17 protein-coding genes are annotated in these 20,034 nt (G+C 42.2%); 6 read left to right on the top strand and 11 right to left on the bottom strand.

Annotated features, from left to right (window positions below; genetic code table 11):
* Positions 1–55: 55 nt before the first annotated feature.
* Complete coding sequence (gene hutU / locus BUC20_RS14970) at positions 56–1,720, bottom strand: urocanate hydratase (RefSeq protein WP_084528934.1); 1,665 nt, start codon at positions 1,718–1,720, stop codon at positions 56–58.
* Between the two features lie 66 nt (positions 1,721–1,786).
* Between hutU and BUC20_RS33715 the strand changes: the two genes are divergently transcribed.
* Together BUC20_RS33715 and BUC20_RS14975 are read left to right on the top strand one after the other, a co-directional pair.
* On the top strand, positions 1,787–2,122 hold the full coding sequence (locus tag BUC20_RS33715; protein ID WP_143166819.1) for a hypothetical protein: 336 nt from the start codon (positions 1,787–1,789) through the stop codon (positions 2,120–2,122).
* A gap of 146 nt (positions 2,123–2,268) precedes the next feature.
* Positions 2,269–4,569 carry a TonB-dependent receptor gene (locus BUC20_RS14975; RefSeq protein ID WP_073231917.1) on the top strand — a complete coding sequence of 767 codons (2,301 nt, stop codon included), beginning with the start codon at positions 2,269–2,271 and terminating at the stop codon, positions 4,567–4,569.
* A gap of 104 nt (positions 4,570–4,673) precedes the next feature.
* Here the strand turns inward: BUC20_RS14975 and hutH are convergent, their stop codons facing one another.
* Positions 4,674–6,161 (bottom strand): histidine ammonia-lyase, encoded by a 1,488-nt coding sequence (hutH, locus tag BUC20_RS14980; RefSeq protein WP_073231918.1) that lies wholly within the window; start codon positions 6,159–6,161, stop codon positions 4,674–4,676.
* 86 nt (positions 6,162–6,247) lie between these two features.
* Between hutH and BUC20_RS14985 the strand changes: the two genes are divergently transcribed.
* Positions 6,248–7,237: an alpha/beta fold hydrolase gene (locus tag BUC20_RS14985; protein ID WP_073231919.1), complete on the top strand. Its 990-nt coding sequence runs from the start codon at positions 6,248–6,250 to the stop codon at positions 7,235–7,237.
* Here BUC20_RS14985 and BUC20_RS14990 read toward each other — a convergent pair.
* Together BUC20_RS14990 and BUC20_RS14995 are read right to left on the bottom strand one after the other, a co-directional pair.
* Positions 7,232–8,011, bottom strand: a complete 780-nt coding sequence (locus BUC20_RS14990) for a M90 family metallopeptidase (RefSeq protein ID WP_073231920.1) — start codon at positions 8,009–8,011, stop codon at positions 7,232–7,234. The genes BUC20_RS14985 and BUC20_RS14990 overlap by 6 nt on opposite strands.
* A gap of 3 nt (positions 8,012–8,014) precedes the next feature.
* Positions 8,015–9,028, bottom strand: a complete 1,014-nt coding sequence (locus BUC20_RS14995; RefSeq protein ID WP_073231921.1) for a Gfo/Idh/MocA family oxidoreductase — start codon at positions 9,026–9,028, stop codon at positions 8,015–8,017.
* A 115-nt stretch (positions 9,029–9,143) separates the two neighbouring features.
* Between BUC20_RS14995 and BUC20_RS15000 the strand changes: the two genes are divergently transcribed.
* On the top strand, positions 9,144–9,488 hold the full coding sequence (locus BUC20_RS15000) for a hypothetical protein (RefSeq protein WP_073231922.1): 345 nt from the start codon (positions 9,144–9,146) through the stop codon (positions 9,486–9,488).
* 106 nt (positions 9,489–9,594) lie between these two features.
* Here BUC20_RS15000 and BUC20_RS15005 read toward each other — a convergent pair whose 3' ends face one another.
* The 7 genes from BUC20_RS15005 to BUC20_RS15035 all read right to left on the bottom strand — a co-directional run bounded on the left by BUC20_RS15005 (position 9,595) and on the right by BUC20_RS15035 (position 17,996).
* Positions 9,595–10,275, bottom strand: a complete 681-nt coding sequence (locus BUC20_RS15005) for a YiaD family glycine zipper/OmpA-like lipoprotein (protein ID WP_073232679.1) — start codon at positions 10,273–10,275, stop codon at positions 9,595–9,597.
* A gap of 185 nt (positions 10,276–10,460) precedes the next feature.
* Entirely contained in the window at positions 10,461–11,159 is a 699-nt protein-coding gene (locus BUC20_RS15010) for an ABC transporter ATP-binding protein (protein ID WP_073231923.1), read from the bottom strand.
* Complete coding sequence (locus BUC20_RS15015; protein ID WP_073231924.1) at positions 11,156–12,634, bottom strand: DUF5687 family protein; 1,479 nt, start codon at positions 12,632–12,634, stop codon at positions 11,156–11,158. Before BUC20_RS15015 ends, BUC20_RS15010 begins: the two co-directional genes overlap by 4 nt.
* 1 nt (position 12,635) lies before the next feature.
* Positions 12,636–13,916 carry a replication-associated recombination protein A gene (locus BUC20_RS15020; protein ID WP_073231925.1) on the bottom strand — a complete coding sequence of 427 codons (1,281 nt, stop codon included), beginning with the start codon at positions 13,914–13,916 and terminating at the stop codon, positions 12,636–12,638.
* Between the two features lie 60 nt (positions 13,917–13,976).
* On the bottom strand, positions 13,977–15,227 hold the full coding sequence (locus tag BUC20_RS15025) for a DEAD/DEAH box helicase (protein ID WP_073231926.1): 1,251 nt from the start codon (positions 15,225–15,227) through the stop codon (positions 13,977–13,979).
* Between the two features lie 113 nt (positions 15,228–15,340).
* Positions 15,341–16,111: a DUF4197 domain-containing protein gene (locus tag BUC20_RS15030; protein ID WP_073231927.1), complete on the bottom strand. Its 771-nt coding sequence runs from the start codon at positions 16,109–16,111 to the stop codon at positions 15,341–15,343.
* Positions 16,098–17,996 carry a vWA domain-containing protein gene (locus BUC20_RS15035; protein ID WP_073231928.1) on the bottom strand — a complete coding sequence of 633 codons (1,899 nt, stop codon included), beginning with the start codon at positions 17,994–17,996 and terminating at the stop codon, positions 16,098–16,100. The genes BUC20_RS15030 and BUC20_RS15035 overlap by 14 nt, the downstream gene beginning before the upstream one ends.
* Before the next feature lie 98 nt (positions 17,997–18,094).
* Between BUC20_RS15035 and BUC20_RS15040 the strand changes: the two genes are divergently transcribed.
* Positions 18,095–18,673: an RNA polymerase sigma factor gene (locus BUC20_RS15040; protein ID WP_073231929.1), complete on the top strand. Its 579-nt coding sequence runs from the start codon at positions 18,095–18,097 to the stop codon at positions 18,671–18,673.
* A complete protein-coding gene (locus BUC20_RS15045; RefSeq protein WP_073231930.1) occupies positions 18,666–20,003 on the top strand; it encodes a carboxypeptidase-like regulatory domain-containing protein in 1,338 nt (445 codons plus the stop codon). Before BUC20_RS15040 ends, BUC20_RS15045 begins: the two co-directional genes overlap by 8 nt.
* The last annotated feature ends 31 nt before the right edge of the window (positions 20,004–20,034 follow it).

Below are 20,034 nucleotides of genomic sequence, written 5' to 3' on the forward strand. Positions count from 1 at the left end.
TTAGTTCATTATTTCATCATCGTTTTGTAATAAAAAACAATGATGTAAAAAGGGCTTAAAGACCTAGTCTGTGTTTGCGTAAGGTATCTTTTGCAATGTCATATCCGGCATCGGCATGTCTGATCACACCCATGGCAGGATCGTTATGTAATACACGTTTGATCCTGATTGCTGCATCTTCAGTTCCATCGGCCACAATGACCATTCCGGCATGGATGGAATAGCCGATTCCAACGCCACCACCGTGATGTAAGGAAACCCAGCTGGCACCACCTGCAGTATTGATCAGGGCATTTAAAATTGGCCAGTCGGCAACCGCATCAGAGCCATCCAGCATCGCTTCAGTTTCGCGGTTTGGAGAAGCTACAGAACCTGTATCCAGGTGATCTCTGCCAATTACCAAGGGTGCTTTTACTTTACCATCAGCTACGAGTTTATTGAAAGCTAAACCTGCCTTTTCTCTTTCTCCCTGTCCAAGCCAGCAAATACGTGCCGGTAAACCCTGGAATGCAATGCGCTCCTGTGCCATGGTGATCCATTGTTTCAGGCTTTCATTTTCAGGGAAGAGTTCCAGAATCAGTTTATCTGTTTCATAGATATCCTGAGGATCTCCACTTAATGCAGCCCAGCGGAAAGGACCTTTTCCTTCACAAAATAACGGACGGATATAAGCAGGAACAAAACCGGGGAAGTCAAAAGCATTTTTAACTCCTGCCTCCAGTGCCCTTCCACGAAGGTTATTTCCGTAATCGAAAGTGATGGCACCACGTTTTTGAAGCTCCAGCATCCGCTCCACATGTTTCGCCATGGCGGCATAAGACTGTTTTACATATTCTTCAGCATTTTCAGTACGCAATTTAGCCGCTTCGGCAACGCTGAGTCCTTCAGGGAAATAGCCGATCAGCGGATCATGTGCAGAAGTCTGATCGGTTAAGGTATCCGGAGTAATGTTGCGGTCAATTAACCGTTGCAACAGTTCTACTGCATTACATACCACTCCAATAGAGATCGCTTTTCCCTCTTTTTTATATTGTAAGGCTTTATCAATAGCCGTATCGATGTCATGCTCAATTTCGTCGATGTAACGGGTCTCCAGACGTTTCTGAATGCGCCATTCTTCTACATCAGCTGCCAGACAAACTCCCTGGTTCATGGTAATGGCAAGTGGCTGTGCACCACCCATCCCGCCTAATCCGGCAGTTACATTTAAAGTTCCTTTCAGGTTGCTGTCAAAATGTTTACGTGCCAGGGCCGCATAAGTTTCATAAGTTCCCTGTACAATTCCCTGAGAACCGATATAGATCCATGATCCAGCGGTCATCTGGCCATACATCATCAGTCCCTTATCTTCCAGCTCATCGAAATGTTGTTGAGTGGCCCATTTTGGTACCAGTTGAGAGTTGGAGATCAATACTCTTGGTGCGTCTTTATGTGTTGGCAATACACCCACCGGTTTTCCCGATTGGATGAGTAAAGTTTCTGTATCTTCTAGATTTTGTAATGCTTTTACGATCAGTGCTAAGGCTTCTTTATTTCTGGCAGCTTTACCACGACCGCCATAAACGATCAGGTCTTCCGGACGTTCGGCTACTTCAGGGTCAAGATTATTCAGGAGCATGCGTAACGCTGCTTCCTGTACCCAGCCTTTACACGTTAAGGTGTTTCCGGTTGGGGTTTGTTTTTTACTTAAGTCTAAACTAAAATCCATATTTGCAGTCATATAAGGGCAATGTTATAAAACAAATGTATGTATTTATACGAAATTGAGTATTTTTAGCCTTTAAAATTGAAAAAGAGTCGCCAACATATCAACCAGATTTTATCCATTGCTTTGCTATGGGTGTTTGCGATTGCATTGACTCCTTTTAGTGCCTTACATCATCATGATGATGAACCCCGGTGTCTGAAACACGAAAAAACATGTAGCCATAAATTACACGTTCGCAGTCACACTGATACCTGTCTGGTTTGTGCGGCGCATTTCGAAAAAAACTACCTTCATGAATACACTCATTTTCAGGTTTACCTGGAAATCGGGCCCGTATCCGAACTCTATGCGATACTGACTGGTTCTTATACAGAACTCATTGGCTCTTCGCTGCGTGGCCCCCCTATAGCGTAATTAATTTTTCTTTTATTGTTCTCCCGGGGATATAAATCTGTGCACACTGATCGCTGCATGGCATTTGCCCCGGAGCTGATTTATTCAGCCGTTTTGCGCTATAAACACATCAAATCATTGGCTCAGGCCAATCTATAAAAACACACATGAAAAAGATACATCTTGTATTAGTTGTCCTGCTATATACCTTTTTTTCTGCAAACAGTTTTGCTGCAGAACTGTCTGAAGTTAAAGGTAAGATTACGGATGCCAGTACCCAGGAACCTCTTATTGGGGCTACCATATACATTAGTGATTTAAAAGCCGTAACCACTACCAATAGTTTGGGAGAGTTTACGTTAAAAAATATCCCTTTAAAAGGAAGGTTCCTGATGGAGGTCCGTTTTGTAGGTTATAAAACCCATTCTCAAATGGTAGACCTTGCAACCATTAATACTTTAAACATTTCTATGGAGCCTTCTGTAGTCGAAAGTGCAGAAGTGGTCATTACAGGTTCACCTTTTAGTTCCAACAACAAGACGAACAGTTTGTCTGTCGTTACCGTTGGGAAAGATAAGCTGGCTCAGGCTGGCGGAACAAACTTGGTAGATGCGATCTCCAGGATTCCAGGGGTTTCCCAGGTGAGCACCGGAGGGGCGATTTCTAAGCCTACCATCCGTGGTCTTGGCTATAACCGTGTACTCACCATGGTAGATGGTGCAAGGGAAGAAGCCCAGCAATGGGGAGATGAACATGGGATTGAGGTCGATCAGTTTTCGGCAGCAAGGGTCGAGATCTTAAAAGGACCTGCCAGTTTGCTATACGGATCAGACGCTTTGGGCGGGGTGATCAATATTATTGACGACCTCGTTCCTCCTCCTGGAGTATTCAATGGGGATTTTACCACTTCCTATGGTACAAATAATGGCCTCAGCGCTTCTTCACTAATGTTGCAGGGCAACGATAACGGATTTGTATACCGTGGTCGTGTATCCTATAAAAACGCCTACGGCTTTGGTTATAAAAACACAACCGTTCCGAACTCCGGATTTAATGAATTTAACCTGAATGGAATGGTTGGATTAAATAAAAGCTGGGGATATTCCCACCTGACCTTTTCCCGTTTCCATACCAATATTGGCCTTGTAGAGGATGGACCAAATGAGCAGGGAAACTTTGTTAATGAAGATGGAGAGGTGATCAGCAAAGCTGAAGCACAACAAAGAAGGTTAGGACTTCCTTTTCAGAACATCACTCATTACCGCACTGCCTTAAACAGTAATTTTATCCTGGGTAAAGGACAGTTGAAAACAACTTTTGCTTTTCAGCGGAACATGAGGAAAGAATTTGAAGAAAGTGCAACCGAGCCTGGATTGAATTTAAACCTGAACTCCTATACCTATGATGTAAAATATTACTTTCCAAACGCTGGTAAATGGGAGCCGGCAATTGGCGTTCAGGGAATGTACCAGAAGAATGTGAATAAAGGCGACGAGTTCCTGATTCCGGATTATAACAGTAACAATATTGGTGCTTTCTTTTACCTGAAACGCAATTTTGAAAAAGGGGCAGTGAACATCGGTGCCCGCTACGACTATAAAAAAATAAACGGTCAGGACCTGTCTGTTGATGGGGAGCAGGTGTTCAGTAGCTTTAACAATAAATTCTCAAACGTTTCCGGTTCCATTGGTTTTGCTTACGAAGTGGCAAAAAACCTGGTATTAAAAGGAAATGCAGGATCTGGGTTCAGGGCTCCTAACATTGCAGAACTTGCGGCCAATGGCCGTCACGAAGGAACTTTCAGGTACGAAATCGGAAACAGCAAATTAAAACAGGAAACCAGCTTACAATTTGACCTTGGTTTAGAATATACTGCCAAATCGGTTACTTTCGGACTGAATGCTTATGCCAACAGAATCTTTAACTACATCTATCCGGGGAACTTTAACAAAGAAACCAAAGAACTGACCAATGAAGCAGGAGAAATAGAAACCCTGCCGGTTTATCGTTTTGTACAGACGAAAGCAGATTTGATCGGTGGTGAGGCTTCTATGGACTTCCACCTTGTGAAGTCACTGCATTTCGAAAACTCTTTTGCATATGTAAGAGGAATTAACCGTGCTGATGATGCTCCATTGCCATTTATTCCTGCTGCGACCATTAATAATGAGTTGCGTTTTGAGCCAAGTATAAAAGGCCTTGGAGAGACCTATATTAAAGTTGGGGTAAGCAACGTCTTAAAACAGGCGCGTTTTGATAGCTTCGAAACACAAACAGATGGGTACACCCTGCTGGATGCCGGAATCGGAACCTCTATCAAAACTAAAAACGGTAAACTGAACCTTTGGGTGACAGGCCAGAACCTGCTTGACAAAAAATATTATAACCACCTGAGCAGGTATAAACCTGCCGGTATTTATAATCCGGGACGCAATGTGACCTTCGGGATCAATGTGCCTTTTATGTAGATCAGCATCTTCTTAAAACATAAAAACAGCCGGTATCTTTTATGGATACCGGCTGTTTTTTTGAGGTCTGTTTTTTATTTGCAACAAATATTTACAACATAAAACTAGATCTTTTCTGTTCTCAGGAAGTTTACAGAAGCAGCAATATCTGTTGCCAGTAAACGGTCTGCATCATTAAAAGAAACCACTTTTCTGTAATTCGCTACCAATGTTTCAATGGCTTCAGAAGAAGTCAGAGGTTTTCTCAGGTCTAATGCCTGTGCTGCGGTTAACAATTCAATGGCTAAGATTCTTTCCAGGTTGTTTACCACCCTCAAACATTTCGTTGCCGCATTAGCCCCCATACTCACATGATCTTCCTGTCCGTTGCTGGAAACAATGCTGTCTACGGATGCTGGAGTACACAATTGTTTGTTTTCGCTGGCGATGGAAGCTGCGGTATATTGAGTAATCATCAAGCCAGAGTTTAATCCTGCATTTTTTACCAGGAAAGGAGGCAATCCTCTTTGTCCGGAAATCAGCTGGAAGGTTCTTCTTTCAGAAATAGAACCGAACTCTGCAAGGGCGATACACAGGAAGTCCAGTGTTAAGGCCAAAGGTTGTCCGTGGAAATTACCGGCAGAGATGATGCGGTCTTCGTCAGGAAATACATTTGGATTATCCGTTACCGAGTTGATTTCTGTTTCAAAAACAGATTGTATATAATTGATGCTGTCTTTGCTCGCACCATGAACCTGAGGTACACAACGGAAAGAATAAGGATCCTGAGTTTGTTTTCCTTCGCGTTTGATCAGCTCACTTCCGCTTAACCATTTGCTGATATTTTGAGCGGTATGTACTTGTCCGGCATGAGGTCTGATGATATGACTGAACGTATCAAAAGGGTCAATCCGGCAGTCAAATCCGTCAATAGATATCGCAGCAATGGCATCTGCCCATTTGGCCAGACTTTGTGCTTTAAGCAGGCAGAACACCCCATAAGAACTCATAAACTGAGTGCCATTGATTAGTGCCAGCCCTTCTTTAGACTGAAGTTTTAAAGCTTCCCATCCTAAAGTCTGGTACAGATCTTTTGTAGTGGTTTTTACACCTTTATAAAGCACTACGCCTTCACCGATTAATGGCAACGCCAGGTGGGCCAGTGGAGCCAGGTCGCCCGAAGCGCCTAAAGAACCCTGGGTATAAATTACCGGAAGGATATCGTGGTTGTAAAAATCTACGAGACGCTGAACGGTAGTCAGTGCGATGGCAGAATGTCCATAGCTCAGAGATTGTATTTTTAACAATAACATCAAACGTACAATCTCCGGGGATACTTCTTCTCCCGTTCCACACGCATGTGATAACAGCAGGTTGTGCTGTAGTTGAGAAAGTTTCTCAGATTCGATCTCTACATTTTGTAAATAACCAAATCCGGTATTGATTCCATATATAGGGCCATCATGACGTTTTAGTTTATCGTCCAGATAGTTTCTGCATTTTTCTATTTTAGCAAGGGCCGCATCGGATAATTGTAGGGTTTGTTTTTTTGAGATGATCTCTGCAACATTTGCAATAGATAACCTTTCCAAACCTATTTGGTAAGTGCTCATACTTTTTATATTTCTGCAAAATTATAAATAATGCTTAAGTTTAGAACTTTAGATCCCTTTTATTGTTTGTTCCTAAAATCTCATCTATGTTTTACAAAAAAGTTTCAGTTTACCTTTTTTTACTTTTCGCTGCTACAGGAGCGAGAGCCCAGCAAACGGATACCTTGTCCATCACTTTAGAAAACGTTAAATACAATTATCCCGTAAAATATTTCCCTATCCATACCGAGGGACAGGATCTTCGGATGGCCTATATGGACATCGCACCAATCAATACCCCAAATGGAAAAACAGTGGTCCTCTTTCATGGAAAGAATTTTGGGGGTTATTATTGGAGCAATACCATTAAGGCCTTAAGAGACCGGGGATTCAGGGTGATCGTTCCCGATCAGATCGGTTTTGGAAAATCTTCAAAAGCCTTTATTCATTACAGTTTCCACCAAATGGCCCGTTGGAACAAAGCTTTGCTGGACACTTTGGGAATTCAAAAGGCAAATATCCTTGGCCATTCTATGGGAGGGATGCTGGCTACCCGCTTTGCGCTGCTTTACCCGGAGAGCACAGAGAAATTATTATTGGAAAATCCAATCGGACTGGAAGACTATAGGAGCTTTATTCCTTACATAAGTACCGATGAACAATATAAAACAGAGTTGAAAGCTACAGCCGAAAGCACTAAAAAGTATTACCAGAGTTCTTATTTTACCGTTTGGAAGCCAGAATATGATGAATTGGTCCGTATTGCTGGCGGAGTAACGAGCAGCGCTGATTTTCCACGCTGGGCCAGGGTTGCTGCAATGACTTTTACCATGATCTATGAACAACCTGTAGTACACGAATTTATCAATGTCCGTGTTCCTACCGTACTGTTTATCGGTAAAGAAGATAAGACCATTGTAGGTAAAGGCCTGCTCAGTCCTGATCAACAGGCGTTACATGGTCAATATCGTTTTCTTGGAAAACAAACCGCAGCTAAAATTCCTGGTGCCAAGATCGTTGAATTTGAAGGCTGTGGGCACATCCCTCATATAGAAATACCCACAGAATTCAATGTTGCCTTATTGGGCAGTTTATAACTCTTTCTTTGCCAGGTCCTGTAAAAAGATCTCAGAGAGGCTTTCATAAAGCTCTGGATGTTTTGACTTAAACTGATCTGGTTTTTCAAAGAAATATTCTGATACCACGGCAAAAAACTCTGCCTCATTGGTAATCGCATAAGGGTTAATGTCTGATTTTCCCTGTTCAATTTTATGCATCTCCTCATGGATCATTTTGATCCATGGGATGGTGTATTCATGTTTCATCAGGTTTTCCGGAACCCCGTCTGTTGCTCCGTCAGATTTATCCAGCAGGTGTACGAACTCATGTATGGCCGTATTCTCTTTGTCTGCCGCATTGGAAAATCCCTGTTGTAATGCGGCCCTGGATAAGATCATTTGTCCGTTCATGTAACCACTTCCTACCATACCCAGGATATTCCTGTCTCCACCTTCGAACTGGAAATCCTTGTTAAAGGTGTCCGGGTATAACAAAACATTGGTCAGGTTATCATACCTCCAGTCGTCAAAACCAAAAACCGGAATTACCGCACTTGAAGCAATCAAAAGCTTATCCAGAACCGTGACAGGGGTGCCTACTCCCTCTACGTGTATCCCGCTTAAAAAGCCGGAGATTTTCTGTTCAAACCTGATCCGGTCATCTACAGTCAGGTGCTGGTAATAGGTCACATGCTGAAACAATAGCTGTTTATCGGCTTCACTAAGGCTTACATAGTTCTTGTGGTTATCTTTTCTAAAGATAAAATAGATCACCAGCAGCAGGATCGGGATAAGGATAAAAAAGGCCTGCATAGGTTAAGCTTCGAGTATTTCCAGTTGTGTAATTACCTGTTCCTCTGTTACCGGATAAGGTCGTTGATTGATGATACTTTGATATACCGCTTCAAACAGGGGTACATAGCTCCCTCTTAAAGATGGAATATCCTGTTTCGTTTTGTTACCCTGCTCATCGATTAAAGTCAGCTTTCCTTCAGTACCTGCTGCTTCAATCCCATAAACAGGATCTGAAACTTTCATTCCCTTCAGCAACTGTTCTTCCTGGGCATCGGCTCGTACTTTATGCAAAGAACCATTTGTTCCATTGATCACAAATGCTGGCAAGGCATCTACTACCATCATATTTGAATGCACAAAAACGTTAACGCTGTCCGGGTAGCTCAGGTGAATAGAAAAGTAATCGTCTACTTTAGTATCTACACGGTTCTTTCCTAAGATTTTATGAAAAGAATCTGGTTTGCCGAAAATACTGATCGCCTGATCCAGTAAATGAGGACCCAGGTCATACAGCAGGCCACTGGCTGCTACTGGTTCTTCTTTAAAGCTTTTTACACCAATTGTAGAGCGATATCGGTCATAACGGAAATGCACTTCACTTAGTTTGCCCAGTTTTCCGCTTTCGATCACCTGACGTACTGCGGTGAAATCACTGTCCCATCTTCTGTTCTGATAGAAGAGTACTTTTTTACCCAGTTCTTTAGCCAGGGCAAAAATCTCTTTTGCTTCGGCAGAGCTGGCTGCAAAAGGCTTTTCTACAAGGATGTGTTTCCCTGCTGTCAATGCTTTCTTTGCGTAATCGTAATGTGTATTGTTCGGGGTGTTGATGATGATCAGCTCTATCTTTTCATCCCCGATTAATTCATCAATACTATCATAGCTGATGATCCCGGGATAGTCGTTCGCTGCATTCTTATGGTTTCTTTCTGTTACTGCATGTAATTTAAAACCAGGGTGGGCATGCACAAATGGAGCATGAAAAACTTTTCCTGACATTCCATAGGCCATCAGACCCGTTATTATTTCTTTTTCCATAAGTAAAAATCTCTTTTAAGCTGCGGTGTTTAATAGGCTAAAAATAGCAAAACGCTTTACTAAACGCTTAATCTTATTGTAATAAAGCGCAAAAGCTAATTTGTATCTTTGCGGTATGAAACCTGCAGAAATACACGCGAAATGGAAAATTTTGCAACAAAAGATAGCTCAGGAGTTCGATTCTGATATCCCCGATTTAAAGGTCATGCTATTTTTAATCGGTGTGCAGGAATTGGGCAAAGGACCTGGCAAGTACAGTAAACGACAAAAGGAAGAGTTGATGCACATTGCAACATGCCGTTTGTTAAGTGAAATGGGATTCTATGAACTGGAAGGATTAGATCAGGATGGCTGGCCACATTGGAAACTCGTAAAACCCGTTCCTTCATTTGCAATGATGGAGCAGGAGTTATTACTGAAGTCTCTGGCGATCCACTATTTTGAAGATATCTATTCTTAAGAATCCGGAAATTCAGAAATCCCTCAGATGGTGATTCCATAAAAAAACCCGAAGTACATAGTACGACGGGTTTTTCGTTTTTATAGGTAGATGTAAATGTGCTTGATTATTTGCCTTGTTGTTTGGCTTCTTTTTTCAATTGATCGTTTGCAACGATAACCACCTCAACCCTACGGTTAGCAGCTCTTCCTGCATCAGTTGTATTGTCAGCAATCGGCTCTGAGAATCCTTTTCCTACAGTAATTAAACGTGAAGATGGAACTCCTTGAGAAACTGCATAAGCTTTAACCGCTGCAGCTCTTCTTTCAGAAAGGCTCATGTTATAAGTCTCTGTACCTTTATTATCTGTATGACCAATTACTTTAATGTCTGTTCCCGGATATTGGTTGATCGAACCGGCTAAAGATTGGATGTTTGTTTTCGCAGCAGCTGTAAGGTCAGATTTGTCAAAACCAAATAAAATACCACTATCAAATTTTACAATGATACCTTCACCTTCACGGATTACTTCAGCATTAGGGATTGCATTTTGAATCTCTGCAGCTTGTTTATCCATTCTTTTTCCAATAAATCCACCCGCAGTACCACCAACAGCAGCACCAATGATAGCTCCAACGGCAGTATTACCTGCTTTTTTGCCTATAATAGCACCTAGAACACCACCTGCAGCAGCACCGATACCGGCTCCTTTTTGGGTTTTAGTTAAACTATCGCAACCCTGGAATGTCATTGCACCCATGGCTAAAGCGATACTAAATGTTGCTATTTTAAATTTTGAAGTAATCATAATTTTATTATTTGTTTTACTCAGAGCATTAATCAAACCTGATGCCAATCTTATTCTTTTGTAAAATTATTGTGTCATGTGAATATTTTAACACCCATATGTCCGCCAAAAGGTCATTATTGAAGCTGCTTTGGCAAAATACTGACTACAATTCTGTACAACTACAGACCTAAGAAGGTCTCTTTTTATCCTGAAAAATATTCTTCCAGTTCTTTCAAAGTGTTTTCATTGGTCCGGAGGTCTTTTATGATCAGGCCTTTTTCCATCAAAATGATACGGTCGCAAACATCGGTCACATGATTCAGGTCATGACTGGAGATCAGGGTGGTCATGTTTCGCTCCTGTTTCAGGGATTTGATCAAAGTCTTTAACCTGATTTGTGTGGTCGGATCCAGATTGGCAAAGGGTTCATCCAGTACCAGTAACTCCGGTGCTTGCATCAGTGCTGCTGCAATCCCTACCTTATTCTGGTTGCCTTTGGAAAAATCCCTGATGTACTTTCCTTTACCCAGAATCTCCCCGTTAAAAAACTCCTCGAATTGCTGTAGGTAATCCATCACGTGTGCCACACTCATTTTATGCAGGCTCCCGATAAACACAAAATATTCTTCTGAGGTCAGGTAATCGATCAGGTAACCTTCATCAAGGTAAGAAGCCGTATAATCTTTCCAGCGGTTATCGTTTACCACCTGTTCTCCTTTGGATAGGATCTCTCCCTGATCCGGACGGATCAGGTCCAGCAGCATTCTGAAAAAAGTCGTCTTTCCGGCACCATTGTTACCTACGATTCCAACGGTTTCTCCCGCATTAATTTGTAAGTCTGTAATGTTTACAACGGTTCTGTTACCGTATGTCTTTTGTAACTTTGAAATTTCTAAAATCATGATTTCTCTCTAAAGCCTTCGGTAATTTTGTGTTTTCTTTTATGGAACTCATTTACGATAAAACTCAGCCAGAACTCACGTGTTAAGAAAGCGGCCAGCCCGGAACCTCCTAAAGCAACAAAACCCCAGTAAGGGAATCCGGATAAAGAGAAAGGTAAAAGAATAACGTAAGGTGATAAGAAGTACGGTAATCCCAATACCCACTGACTGGCACCTACGCCCTGGAAGTTAAATGTTGATCCTTTACTCAGGTCCATCGATTTATAATTTCTGGTGGCAAAATATAAAACGATCACCGTTCCTATTCCAATATTATACAAATAAGCTGCAAACTGAATCAGCAGAAGTTTCCAGCTGATAAACCCATATAAGCAAGCTACTAATGTGGTAAAGGTGGAAAACAAGGTAAACAACAGGAACTTTGCACCTATAAAATTTCTGATGTTTATTTTGTTGGCCATCAGGCCATCAAAATGTGAAGATTGCCATCCGAACATAAACTGGCCGTATACACAAATGGAATTTCCGGTCATAAATATCGCAGCAAACAACATGGTTTCGAGTCTGTCCTGATCCAGCAACTCCTTCTTGTAAAACAGAAAACCGTAAAATAGAAACAGCATGCTCATCGTGATGACTGAACGGCTCCTTTTATTTCTAAGGATCAGTTTCAGTTCCAGTGCGACCAATGTACCCACCTCTCCAAAGCGGTCCAGGAAAGGATAATCTGTACTGGTTTTTTTTTCTTCATTTTTACTCAGTTCCTCTGCGTACAGGTTATTTCTAAGATACCTTGCATTGAGTACGTAGATTGATATGGCAAGGAGGGTGAAGCCAAATCCGGCAGAAGGATAGATGGTTACCCAACTAAAGACCTGGTTAGAAATTTCCGCAATAGAAAAGACCTTAAAGTATTCCATCAGCCCTAAAGCGATAATCAGCAAAAGTACCAATGGAACGATCTTTAAATTCTGTATACTTTTTCTTTTGATATATAATGCTGCATAATTGTTGAAAACGGTTAGCGAAAGAATGGAAACGACATACATTAAAGCCGTAAAAAAATCATATACGCTATAAATCGCCGTTGCGCAAAAAGGAAGAAATAAAAACAGTGGCAAGAGGTTAAATGCAGAAAATAAGGCTCTGGTATTTAAAAAGTTTACAATCTTCTTTTTCGGGATTTTCAGATGCAGGTAAGGAACAACGCTTAAGGTGGGTAGATCCTGTAATTGGATCCGCATCAGGAAGTCGACCGCAAAATAATAAAGAATAACCCCATTGAATACGATAAACACATCTTTCCCGGGAAACAGCTGTTCAATAAAGATCTCCATGCCAACCCCCAGAAAAATGGCCACCGCCAGAAGGTAGAGCACAACTAACCCTATAAATATTTGGGTAGCAATGGTTCCTCCCTTATTTTTTGAGCGCCAAAAGGCCTTCCATTGATGATCGAGAAAAGTTCCCAGCATATTAATAATCGTATTTGTTTTTCCAGTTGTGTTTTAACTTCTCCCTCAGTTTATCCTCTGCGGGATTTTTTCCCGGATCATATAGTTTTGTCCCACTCAGAATTTCCGGGAAATATTCCTGTGCAGAAAAGTTTCCTTCATAACCATGTGAGTATTGGTAATCCTTACCATAGCCGATGTTTTTCATCAGTTTAGTCGGGGCATTCCTGATATGCAAGGGTACGGGTAAATTTCCGGTTTGCTTCACCAGGGCCTGAGCTTTATTAATTGCTTCATAGGAAGCATTACTTTTTACTGAAGAGGCCATATAAGTTACCGCCTGGGAAAGAATGATCCTTGCCTCAGGATAGCCAATCACATTGACTGCCTGGAAGCAATTGTTGGCCAGTAATAAAGCATTCGGATTCGCATTCCCAATATCTTCAGAAGCCAGAATTAACAACCGGCGTGCAATGAACAACGGATCTTCTCCCCCTTCAATCATTCTTGCCAGCCAATATACAGCGGCATTGGGGTCGCTACCCCTGATGGATTTGATAAATGCAGAAATGATGTCATAATGTTGTTCTCCTGCTTTGTCGTATAAAGCGAGGTTTTGCTGCGCATGTTCCAGCACATTTTCGTTTGTCAGTACGATTTTATCCCCGCCAATACCATTGACGGCAATCTCCAGTACGTTTAATAATTTTCTGGCATCTCCACCGGATAAACGGATGAGGGCTTCGTGTTCCTTAATCGTGATTTTCTTTTCCTTCAGGACTACATCCTCTTTAATTGCAGTTTGCAACAATCCGGATAGCTCTTCTTCATCAAGTGACTTTAAAATATAAACTTGAGAACGGGAAAGTAAGGCGGAAATAACTTCAAAGGATGGATTTTCTGTAGTGGCACCGATTAAAGTAACCAGGCCTCTTTCCACGGCACCGAGTAAGCTGTCTTGCTGGGATTTGCTGAAACGGTGAATCTCATCTATAAAAAGAATCGGAAGGCCCAACAGGCTGTCTTTGAGCAAGGCAGCCCGGTCGATCACATCCCTGATGTCTTTAACCCCGGAATTGATGGCACTCAGGTTAAAAAAAGGACGGTCTAGTGTTTGTGATATGATATAGGCCAATGTAGTTTTCCCCACACCGGGCGGGCCCCAAAAGATCATAGAAGGGAGCTGTCCGCTTTGAATTGCTTTACGTAATACGGCATCAGGACCTACTAAGTGCTTCTGACCAACATATTCATCCAGATTTTGTGGACGCATGCGTTCTGCTAAAGGAGGTAGGTTTTGCATATAGGTAAAGATAATACCTTAATCGCAAATCCCCTCCCTGATTGCTATTATTTTTAGCGTTTATTCTGTGGCGGGGCCTGCGGCTCCTGCAGCTTTTGGTTTTTTCTTCCAGAATTTACGCTGCGGTTTTTTCTTATCGTATCTTTTTTCTGTCGATGGGCTGGCAGGGGTGTCGGCTGGTGCTTCTCCAAGGTGTTCCGGAAGCGGCATCCTGTCGATCTTTTTATCGATCAGCTTTTCAATATTCGCAAATTTACGTTTGTCTTTATCGTTTACCAGGGTGATGGCGGTACCTGTAGTTGCTGCTCTGGCTGTTCTTCCAATTCTGTGGATATAATCTTCAGGATCATGGGGAACATCAAAATTGATCACCAGGCTGATTCCTTCCACATCTATTCCTCTCGACAGTACATCTGTTCCGATCAGGACAGGAACTCTTTTGTTCTTGAACTCAGATAAAATGGCCTCACGTTCTTTCTGACCCAGGTCAGAGTGGAAAGCTTCTGCTTTAAATCCTAACCCACGGAACACTTTCCCCAGATTTTTTACTTTTTCTTTCGTAGAAGCAAAGATCAGGATACTTGGAAAATCTACATTTTTCATCAGCTCCGTCAGCAATTTTACTTTCTGGGCATCATGTACAAGGTAGGCTTGTTGGTTGATCCCTGCTGCAGGCTTAGAAATCGCAATGCTGATTTCTTCCGGATGCTGTAGCAATCTGCCTGCAAGGGTTCTTATTTTAGGTGGCATTGTTGCAGAAAACAATACCGTTTGTCTTTTCTGTGGAAGGAAGCTTACGATGCGCATAATGTCATCATAAAAACCCATGTCTAACATCCTGTCTGCTTCGTCCAGTACCAGATGTTGCAATTGGTCCAGTTTCAACAGGCCGGAAGAAAGGTGTGAGATTAAACGTCCCGGAGTTGCAATAATAATGTCTACCCCTTCCCGCATAGAGCGTTTTTGCTGCTCATAAGCGATGCCATCACCACCACCATATACCGTTAAAGAGCTGATGTTTGTGAAATAGGAAAGTGCCTCTACCTGCAAATCAATTTGCTGGGCAAGTTCCCGGGTTGGTGCTAAGATAAGGGTATTGTTATGACGGTCTTCTGTCTGACTGATCATGTTCATGATCGGCAGCAGGTAAGCCCCTGTTTTTCCGGTACCTGTTTGTGCACAGGCAATTAAATCTTTTTTATCTAGAATCAGCGGAATAGCCTCTTGCTGGATGGGCGTAGCGTTGCGAAAACCCATCGCTAATAAACCCTCTAATAAATCCGGGTTAAAATTAAAATCTTTGAAATCCAATATACTTCTATGTTGTTAGTATTACCCTATAAAAGTAACCTTTTATTTCATTACTTATATAAAGTTTTTTACTTGCATGGGCTTGATTATTAAATTATAAGCCCATGCAGGCCTTATTTTTTCTGATCGGCGTATCCGAATACCTTTTGCAAAAGAGGAGTAGACCTTGCACCAAGGCTACCCCTGATTTTAAGTTCTTCCTGAGCAACCTGGATAAACATTCCATCAATTGCTTTTTGTGCCACATAGCTGGAAAGATCTGTAGATACCGGTTTTACAAGAGGGATTTTATTGTATTGTCCCGCTGCATCACCCCAGTATTTTGCTGCACCTACTTTGTTCAGACTTGTGGTAATTACCGGTTGGAATTTTTCCATCAGCTGCGAAGTCGTTACCCTTTTAAAATAGGAGGTTGCTGCATCTTGTTGTCCCAGTAAAATATTCGTCACATCAGTGATGGTCATTTGTTTGATCGCAGAGACAAATATTGGCTTCGCTTCTTTTGCTGCATCTTCTGCTGCTCTGTTCAGGCTCAGGATTACGTTGTCTGCCAATGAACCCATGCCAATGCTGCGCAATGTCCTTTCTACTTTTTGTGCTTCAGGAGGGAACAGAATTTTTACTGCTGCATTGCCTAAAAAGCCATCTTTTGCAGAAAGCAGATCTGTACCTCTTGAGATGCCAATTTCCAGGGCCTCTTTAATTCCAAATCCCATTTCTGAGGTCGTTGGCGTTCCGGTTGCCGAAGTAGCCGTGCTTTTTGAAGCAGCAGGCTTTGTCGTTACTTTCTTTAATATCTTTTCTAACTTCGACTGGCTGTGTGCCGCAGTACTGCTCAAACTGATGAAACAGGTAGCGATCAGATAAATGCTAATTTTTTTCATTATGGTCTTTTGTGTCTTCAATAGTAAGCAAATCTTTGGCCAATAACTGTGAAGACTTTACTAATTTCAGAAACTCGGAGCGATACCCTTCTTTATCTTTACCCATTGATTGCTCCACAAGGCTGATTACGTGTCCATAAGAAGACTTTTGTTTAAAGTCGGATTGTCTTAATAACATACCAAATTCTGCAACAGCAGCTGCGAATCTGAAATTGTTGCTGCTGCCCTCAAAGAGGTTAGAAGCATCTATGACTGATTTTTGGAGCAGTTTACTGTGGTTTCCATCCGGTTCTTTGTAGCGTAATTTCACGGTCAGCATTTCCGGGCTGCCGTTACTGCTGTTGTTCTTTTTGTTTTCCTGGTATTTCAAAGGGTCAACAGAGGGGGTAAAGCTGCTTTGAACACCTGTAGGGATGATCTCATATAGTGCCGTTACGGTATGTCCTGAACCCAGATCTCCGGCATCTTTACGGTCATCATTAAAGTCTTTATCCTCCAGCAATCTGTTTTCATAGCCGATTAAACGATAAGCCTGTACTTTTGCAGGATTAAATTCTACCTGTAATTTTACGTCTTTGGCAATCGTAAAAAGTGTCCCTCCAAATTCATTTACCAATACCTTTCTGGCTTCCGTGATGTTATCGATATAAGCGTAATTACCGTTCCCTTTATCTGCCAGTGTTTCCATTTTGCTGTCTTTGGTATTGCCCATTCCGTAACCGAGAACGGTTAAGAAAACCCCTGATTTTCTTTTTTCTTCTATCAGCTGTTCCATTTCCTTATCGCTGGATGCACCAACATTAAAGTCCCCATCTGTGGCAAGGATTACCCGGTTATTGCCTCCTTTAATGAAATGCTGACCGGCGACTTTATAAGCGAGCTCAATTCCTTGCCCACCTGCAGTAGAACCACCCGCTGTCAGTTTGTTTAACGCTTCCTTGATCGTTGTTTTCATATTCCCAGGTGTGGATGGAAGCACAAGTCCTGAATTACCTGCATATACCACGATGGCTACTTTATCTTTTTCGCGAAGCTGATTTGTTAAGAGTTTAAAAGATGAAACCAGTAAGGGCAGTTTGTTGGGCTGAGCCATTGAGCCCGATACATCAATCAGAAAAACCAGATTTGATGCCGGAAGCTGGTCTGTTTTCATGGATTTTCCCTGAAGGCCGATTTGTACCAGTTTATGTTTGTTGTTCCATGGTGCAGTAGAGATCTCGGTGATGATGTTGACTGGATCATTTCCTGTTGGCTGAGGATAATCATAGTCAAAGTAATTGATCATTTCCTCAATCCTTACCGCATCTTTGGGTGGTAATCCGCCATTGTTCAGGTAGCGGCGCACATTGCTGTAAGAAGCCGCATCTACATCAATGGAAAAGGTAGATAATGGTGTCTTGTCAGGGTTGTGGAAAACATTTTCCTGAATGTTTGCATAGCTTTCTGTATCGGATGCGGGAGGAGACATCACGACCATGTTGCCATAGGCCGGAGTGGGACTGTATGATCTGATTGTCGCCACACTGGAGGTTATCGATTTTTTTGCCTGGATCTGGTATCCGGTAACCACTACTTCATTTAAGGTCTGGTTATCTGCTTCCATGGAAATGTTAATCAGGGTTTTATTCCCAACTTTTATGGTCTGTGTTTTATAGCCTATATAAGAAAATTGAAGCTCTTGTTCATTGTCATTCAATACGATGGTGTACTTTCCCTGGGGATCTGTAGTGGTTCTTTTTTTGGTTTTGGAAATGCTGACCTGTACGCCTGGTAGGGGCAATCCATCACTTTTATCAATCACAATTCCCTGAATTGTTTTTACGGTTGTGGCTTTAAATCCGAATAGAAATAAGACAACAAAGATCGGGAGTAATAGCTTTTTCATAATTTCCTTTTTTTAGGAATGATGTAAGCTTTAAAGAATTTCCATACCAGTATCAGAAAATATTTTTATACTTGAGCGAATTATGTCCCGGACAGCTATTGAAGTTTATTAAAAATAATACCAGAATCCAGGAGCAGGACGATGCTGCTTTGATTGCCCGATACAAAATCAGCGGCGACCTGGAAGTATTGGGCCAGCTGTACAACAAGTACATGCACCTGGTATTTGGGGTTTGCCTGAACTATCTGAAGGACGAAGAGCAAAGCAAAGATGCCGTCATGCAGATCTTTGAAGAGCTGGTCAGCAAACTGAAAGTTCATGAAGTACAGAACTTCAAAAGCTGGCTCCATGTCTTGTCGAGGAACCATTGTTTAATGGCCATCCGTAAAAATTCTAAGAATACAACCGTCTCTCTGGAAGATACTTTTGTGGAAAACACAGAATTTGTGCATCTTGATATGGATGATACAAAAGAAACGAAGCTTACCGTTATGGAGAGGTGTATGGAAACCCTTTCTGAAGAACAGCGGCTTAGCGTAGATTTGTTCTATTTGCAGGAGAAGTGTTATAAAGAAGTGGCGGATATTACCGGCTATGAAATGGTAAAAGTGAAGAGTTATATCCAGAATGGAAAAAGGAACTTGAAAATTTGTATAGAAAAAAACAGCAGTGAATAACGATTGGTTAGATATAGGAGTTTTAGAAGATTATCTTGATGGTAAGCTGGATGCTAAAACCATGAACAGGGTGGAGCGTGAAGCGCTTGAAGATCCTTTCGTGGCCGAAGCATTGGCCGGTTTGAGTGCTTCTCCTAAACGTGCTTTGCAATCCATCTCTTTGCTTCAGAAACAATTGCAGGAGCGGATTGCCGGTCAGCAGGAGTCCAAGAAAACAAAGGTAATTACCTGGCAGCGATTGAGTATTGCGGCAACAGCTGCAGTATTGTTTATCTCTGTGAGTATTATTTTCTGGATGAAAGAAACCGCACATCAGAACCAGTTGGCCAAACAGCCGAAGTCGGTAGACGTAGATATTGCACCTGTGGTCCCGGAGCCTGCACCTCCTGTTTCTGCAGATGCGCTTGCTCAGTTGAAAACCGCTCCTAAGAAGGATGCTGTTGAAGTAGAGAAGAGTCCGGCAACCCTTCGCAATGATGAAGTGGATCGGGCCTTGCTTAAGGCTAAAACAAATGCTTATGCCGCAAATCGTGCAAAAGCAAGTCCTGTACCCGTTGCAGATGCTGTTCCGGAAACACTCAAGGAGGTTGTTGTTGTTGGTTACCCTGTCATGAGAAAGCAAGCTGTGACCGCGAGTGCTACGGCCATCGTTTCGGAAGAAAAGCCATATGGGAATGCTGCGGTAGCTTCTGCCAGAATGGCTGCTCCTGTAAAAGGGATTAGTACCTCAGAGTTGAGCGGTAAAGTGACCTCGGAAAAAGATGGCGGGCCAATACCAGGTGTCCTGGTAAAGGTCGAAGGGACCAAACTATCTGCAATTACTGATGCAGAAGGAAGGTTCCGGATTCCGGCAGACAGCAGTGTTAAAGGAGATAAACTAGTCCTGAATTATTTGGGTTACAGCTCAAAAGTAGTTCCTGCAAAATGGAATGAAGCAATGAGTATCCGTTTAGCTGAAGAACATTCAGCATTGTCTGAAGTCGTGGTAACAGGCATGAGCTCCGCTAAAAAGGAAAAACCTGATGTACGCAGGGAACGAAAGAATCAACAGGTAGGAGATAGGGATATGGCCTCAATTCCTGAGGGAGGCTGGGACAAATGGGCCCGGTATATCCGAAGAAACAATAAACTGAGTAACGAGCCTTTTCTTGACCGTGGAGTTGAACTCAGTTTCGTGATCGGTACAGATGGAAGGCCGGCAGATGTTCAGGTCCTGAATGGTATTGATGAGGCACACGACCAGGAAGCAAAAAGGTTAGTTCTGAATGGTCCCAAATGGAAAATCCCGGCCAATCCAACTGAGAAGATCATCCTCAATATTATCTTTTAGAAAAGTGATCATATAAAAAAACGGGATCATC

The organism is Pedobacter caeni, from assembly GCF_900129215.1.
In the GTDB taxonomy this organism is placed as follows: domain Bacteria; phylum Bacteroidota; class Bacteroidia; order Sphingobacteriales; family Sphingobacteriaceae; genus Pedobacter; species Pedobacter caeni.

Coding starts and splice junctions, on each gene's coding strand:
- BUC20_RS15015 (WP_073231924.1), bottom strand. CDS start 12,634: ATGCTGGGAACTTTTCTCGATCATCAATGGAAGGCCTTTTGGCGCTCA.
- BUC20_RS14975 (WP_073231917.1), top strand. CDS start 2,269: ATGAAAAAGATACATCTTGTATTAGTTGTCCTGCTATATACCTTTTTT.
- BUC20_RS14995 (WP_073231921.1), bottom strand. CDS start 9,028: ATGGAAAAAGAAATAATAACGGGTCTGATGGCCTATGGAATGTCAGGA.
- BUC20_RS15030 (WP_073231927.1), bottom strand. CDS start 16,111: ATGAAAAAAATTAGCATTTATCTGATCGCTACCTGTTTCATCAGTTTG.
- BUC20_RS14990 (WP_073231920.1), bottom strand. CDS start 8,011: ATGCAGGCCTTTTTTATCCTTATCCCGATCCTGCTGCTGGTGATCTAT.
- BUC20_RS15010 (WP_073231923.1), bottom strand. CDS start 11,159: ATGATTTTAGAAATTTCAAAGTTACAAAAGACATACGGTAACAGAACC.
- hutU (WP_084528934.1), bottom strand. CDS start 1,720: ATGACTGCAAATATGGATTTTAGTTTAGACTTAAGTAAAAAACAAACC.
- BUC20_RS15035 (WP_073231928.1), bottom strand. CDS start 17,996: ATGAAAAAGCTATTACTCCCGATCTTTGTTGTCTTATTTCTATTCGGA.
- BUC20_RS15000 (WP_073231922.1), top strand. CDS start 9,144: ATGAAACCTGCAGAAATACACGCGAAATGGAAAATTTTGCAACAAAAG.
- BUC20_RS15020 (WP_073231925.1), bottom strand. CDS start 13,916: ATGCAAAACCTACCTCCTTTAGCAGAACGCATGCGTCCACAAAATCTG.
- BUC20_RS14985 (WP_073231919.1), top strand. CDS start 6,248: ATGTTTTACAAAAAAGTTTCAGTTTACCTTTTTTTACTTTTCGCTGCT.
- BUC20_RS15005 (WP_073232679.1), bottom strand. CDS start 10,275: ATGATTACTTCAAAATTTAAAATAGCAACATTTAGTATCGCTTTAGCC.
- hutH (WP_073231918.1), bottom strand. CDS start 6,161: ATGAGCACTTACCAAATAGGTTTGGAAAGGTTATCTATTGCAAATGTT.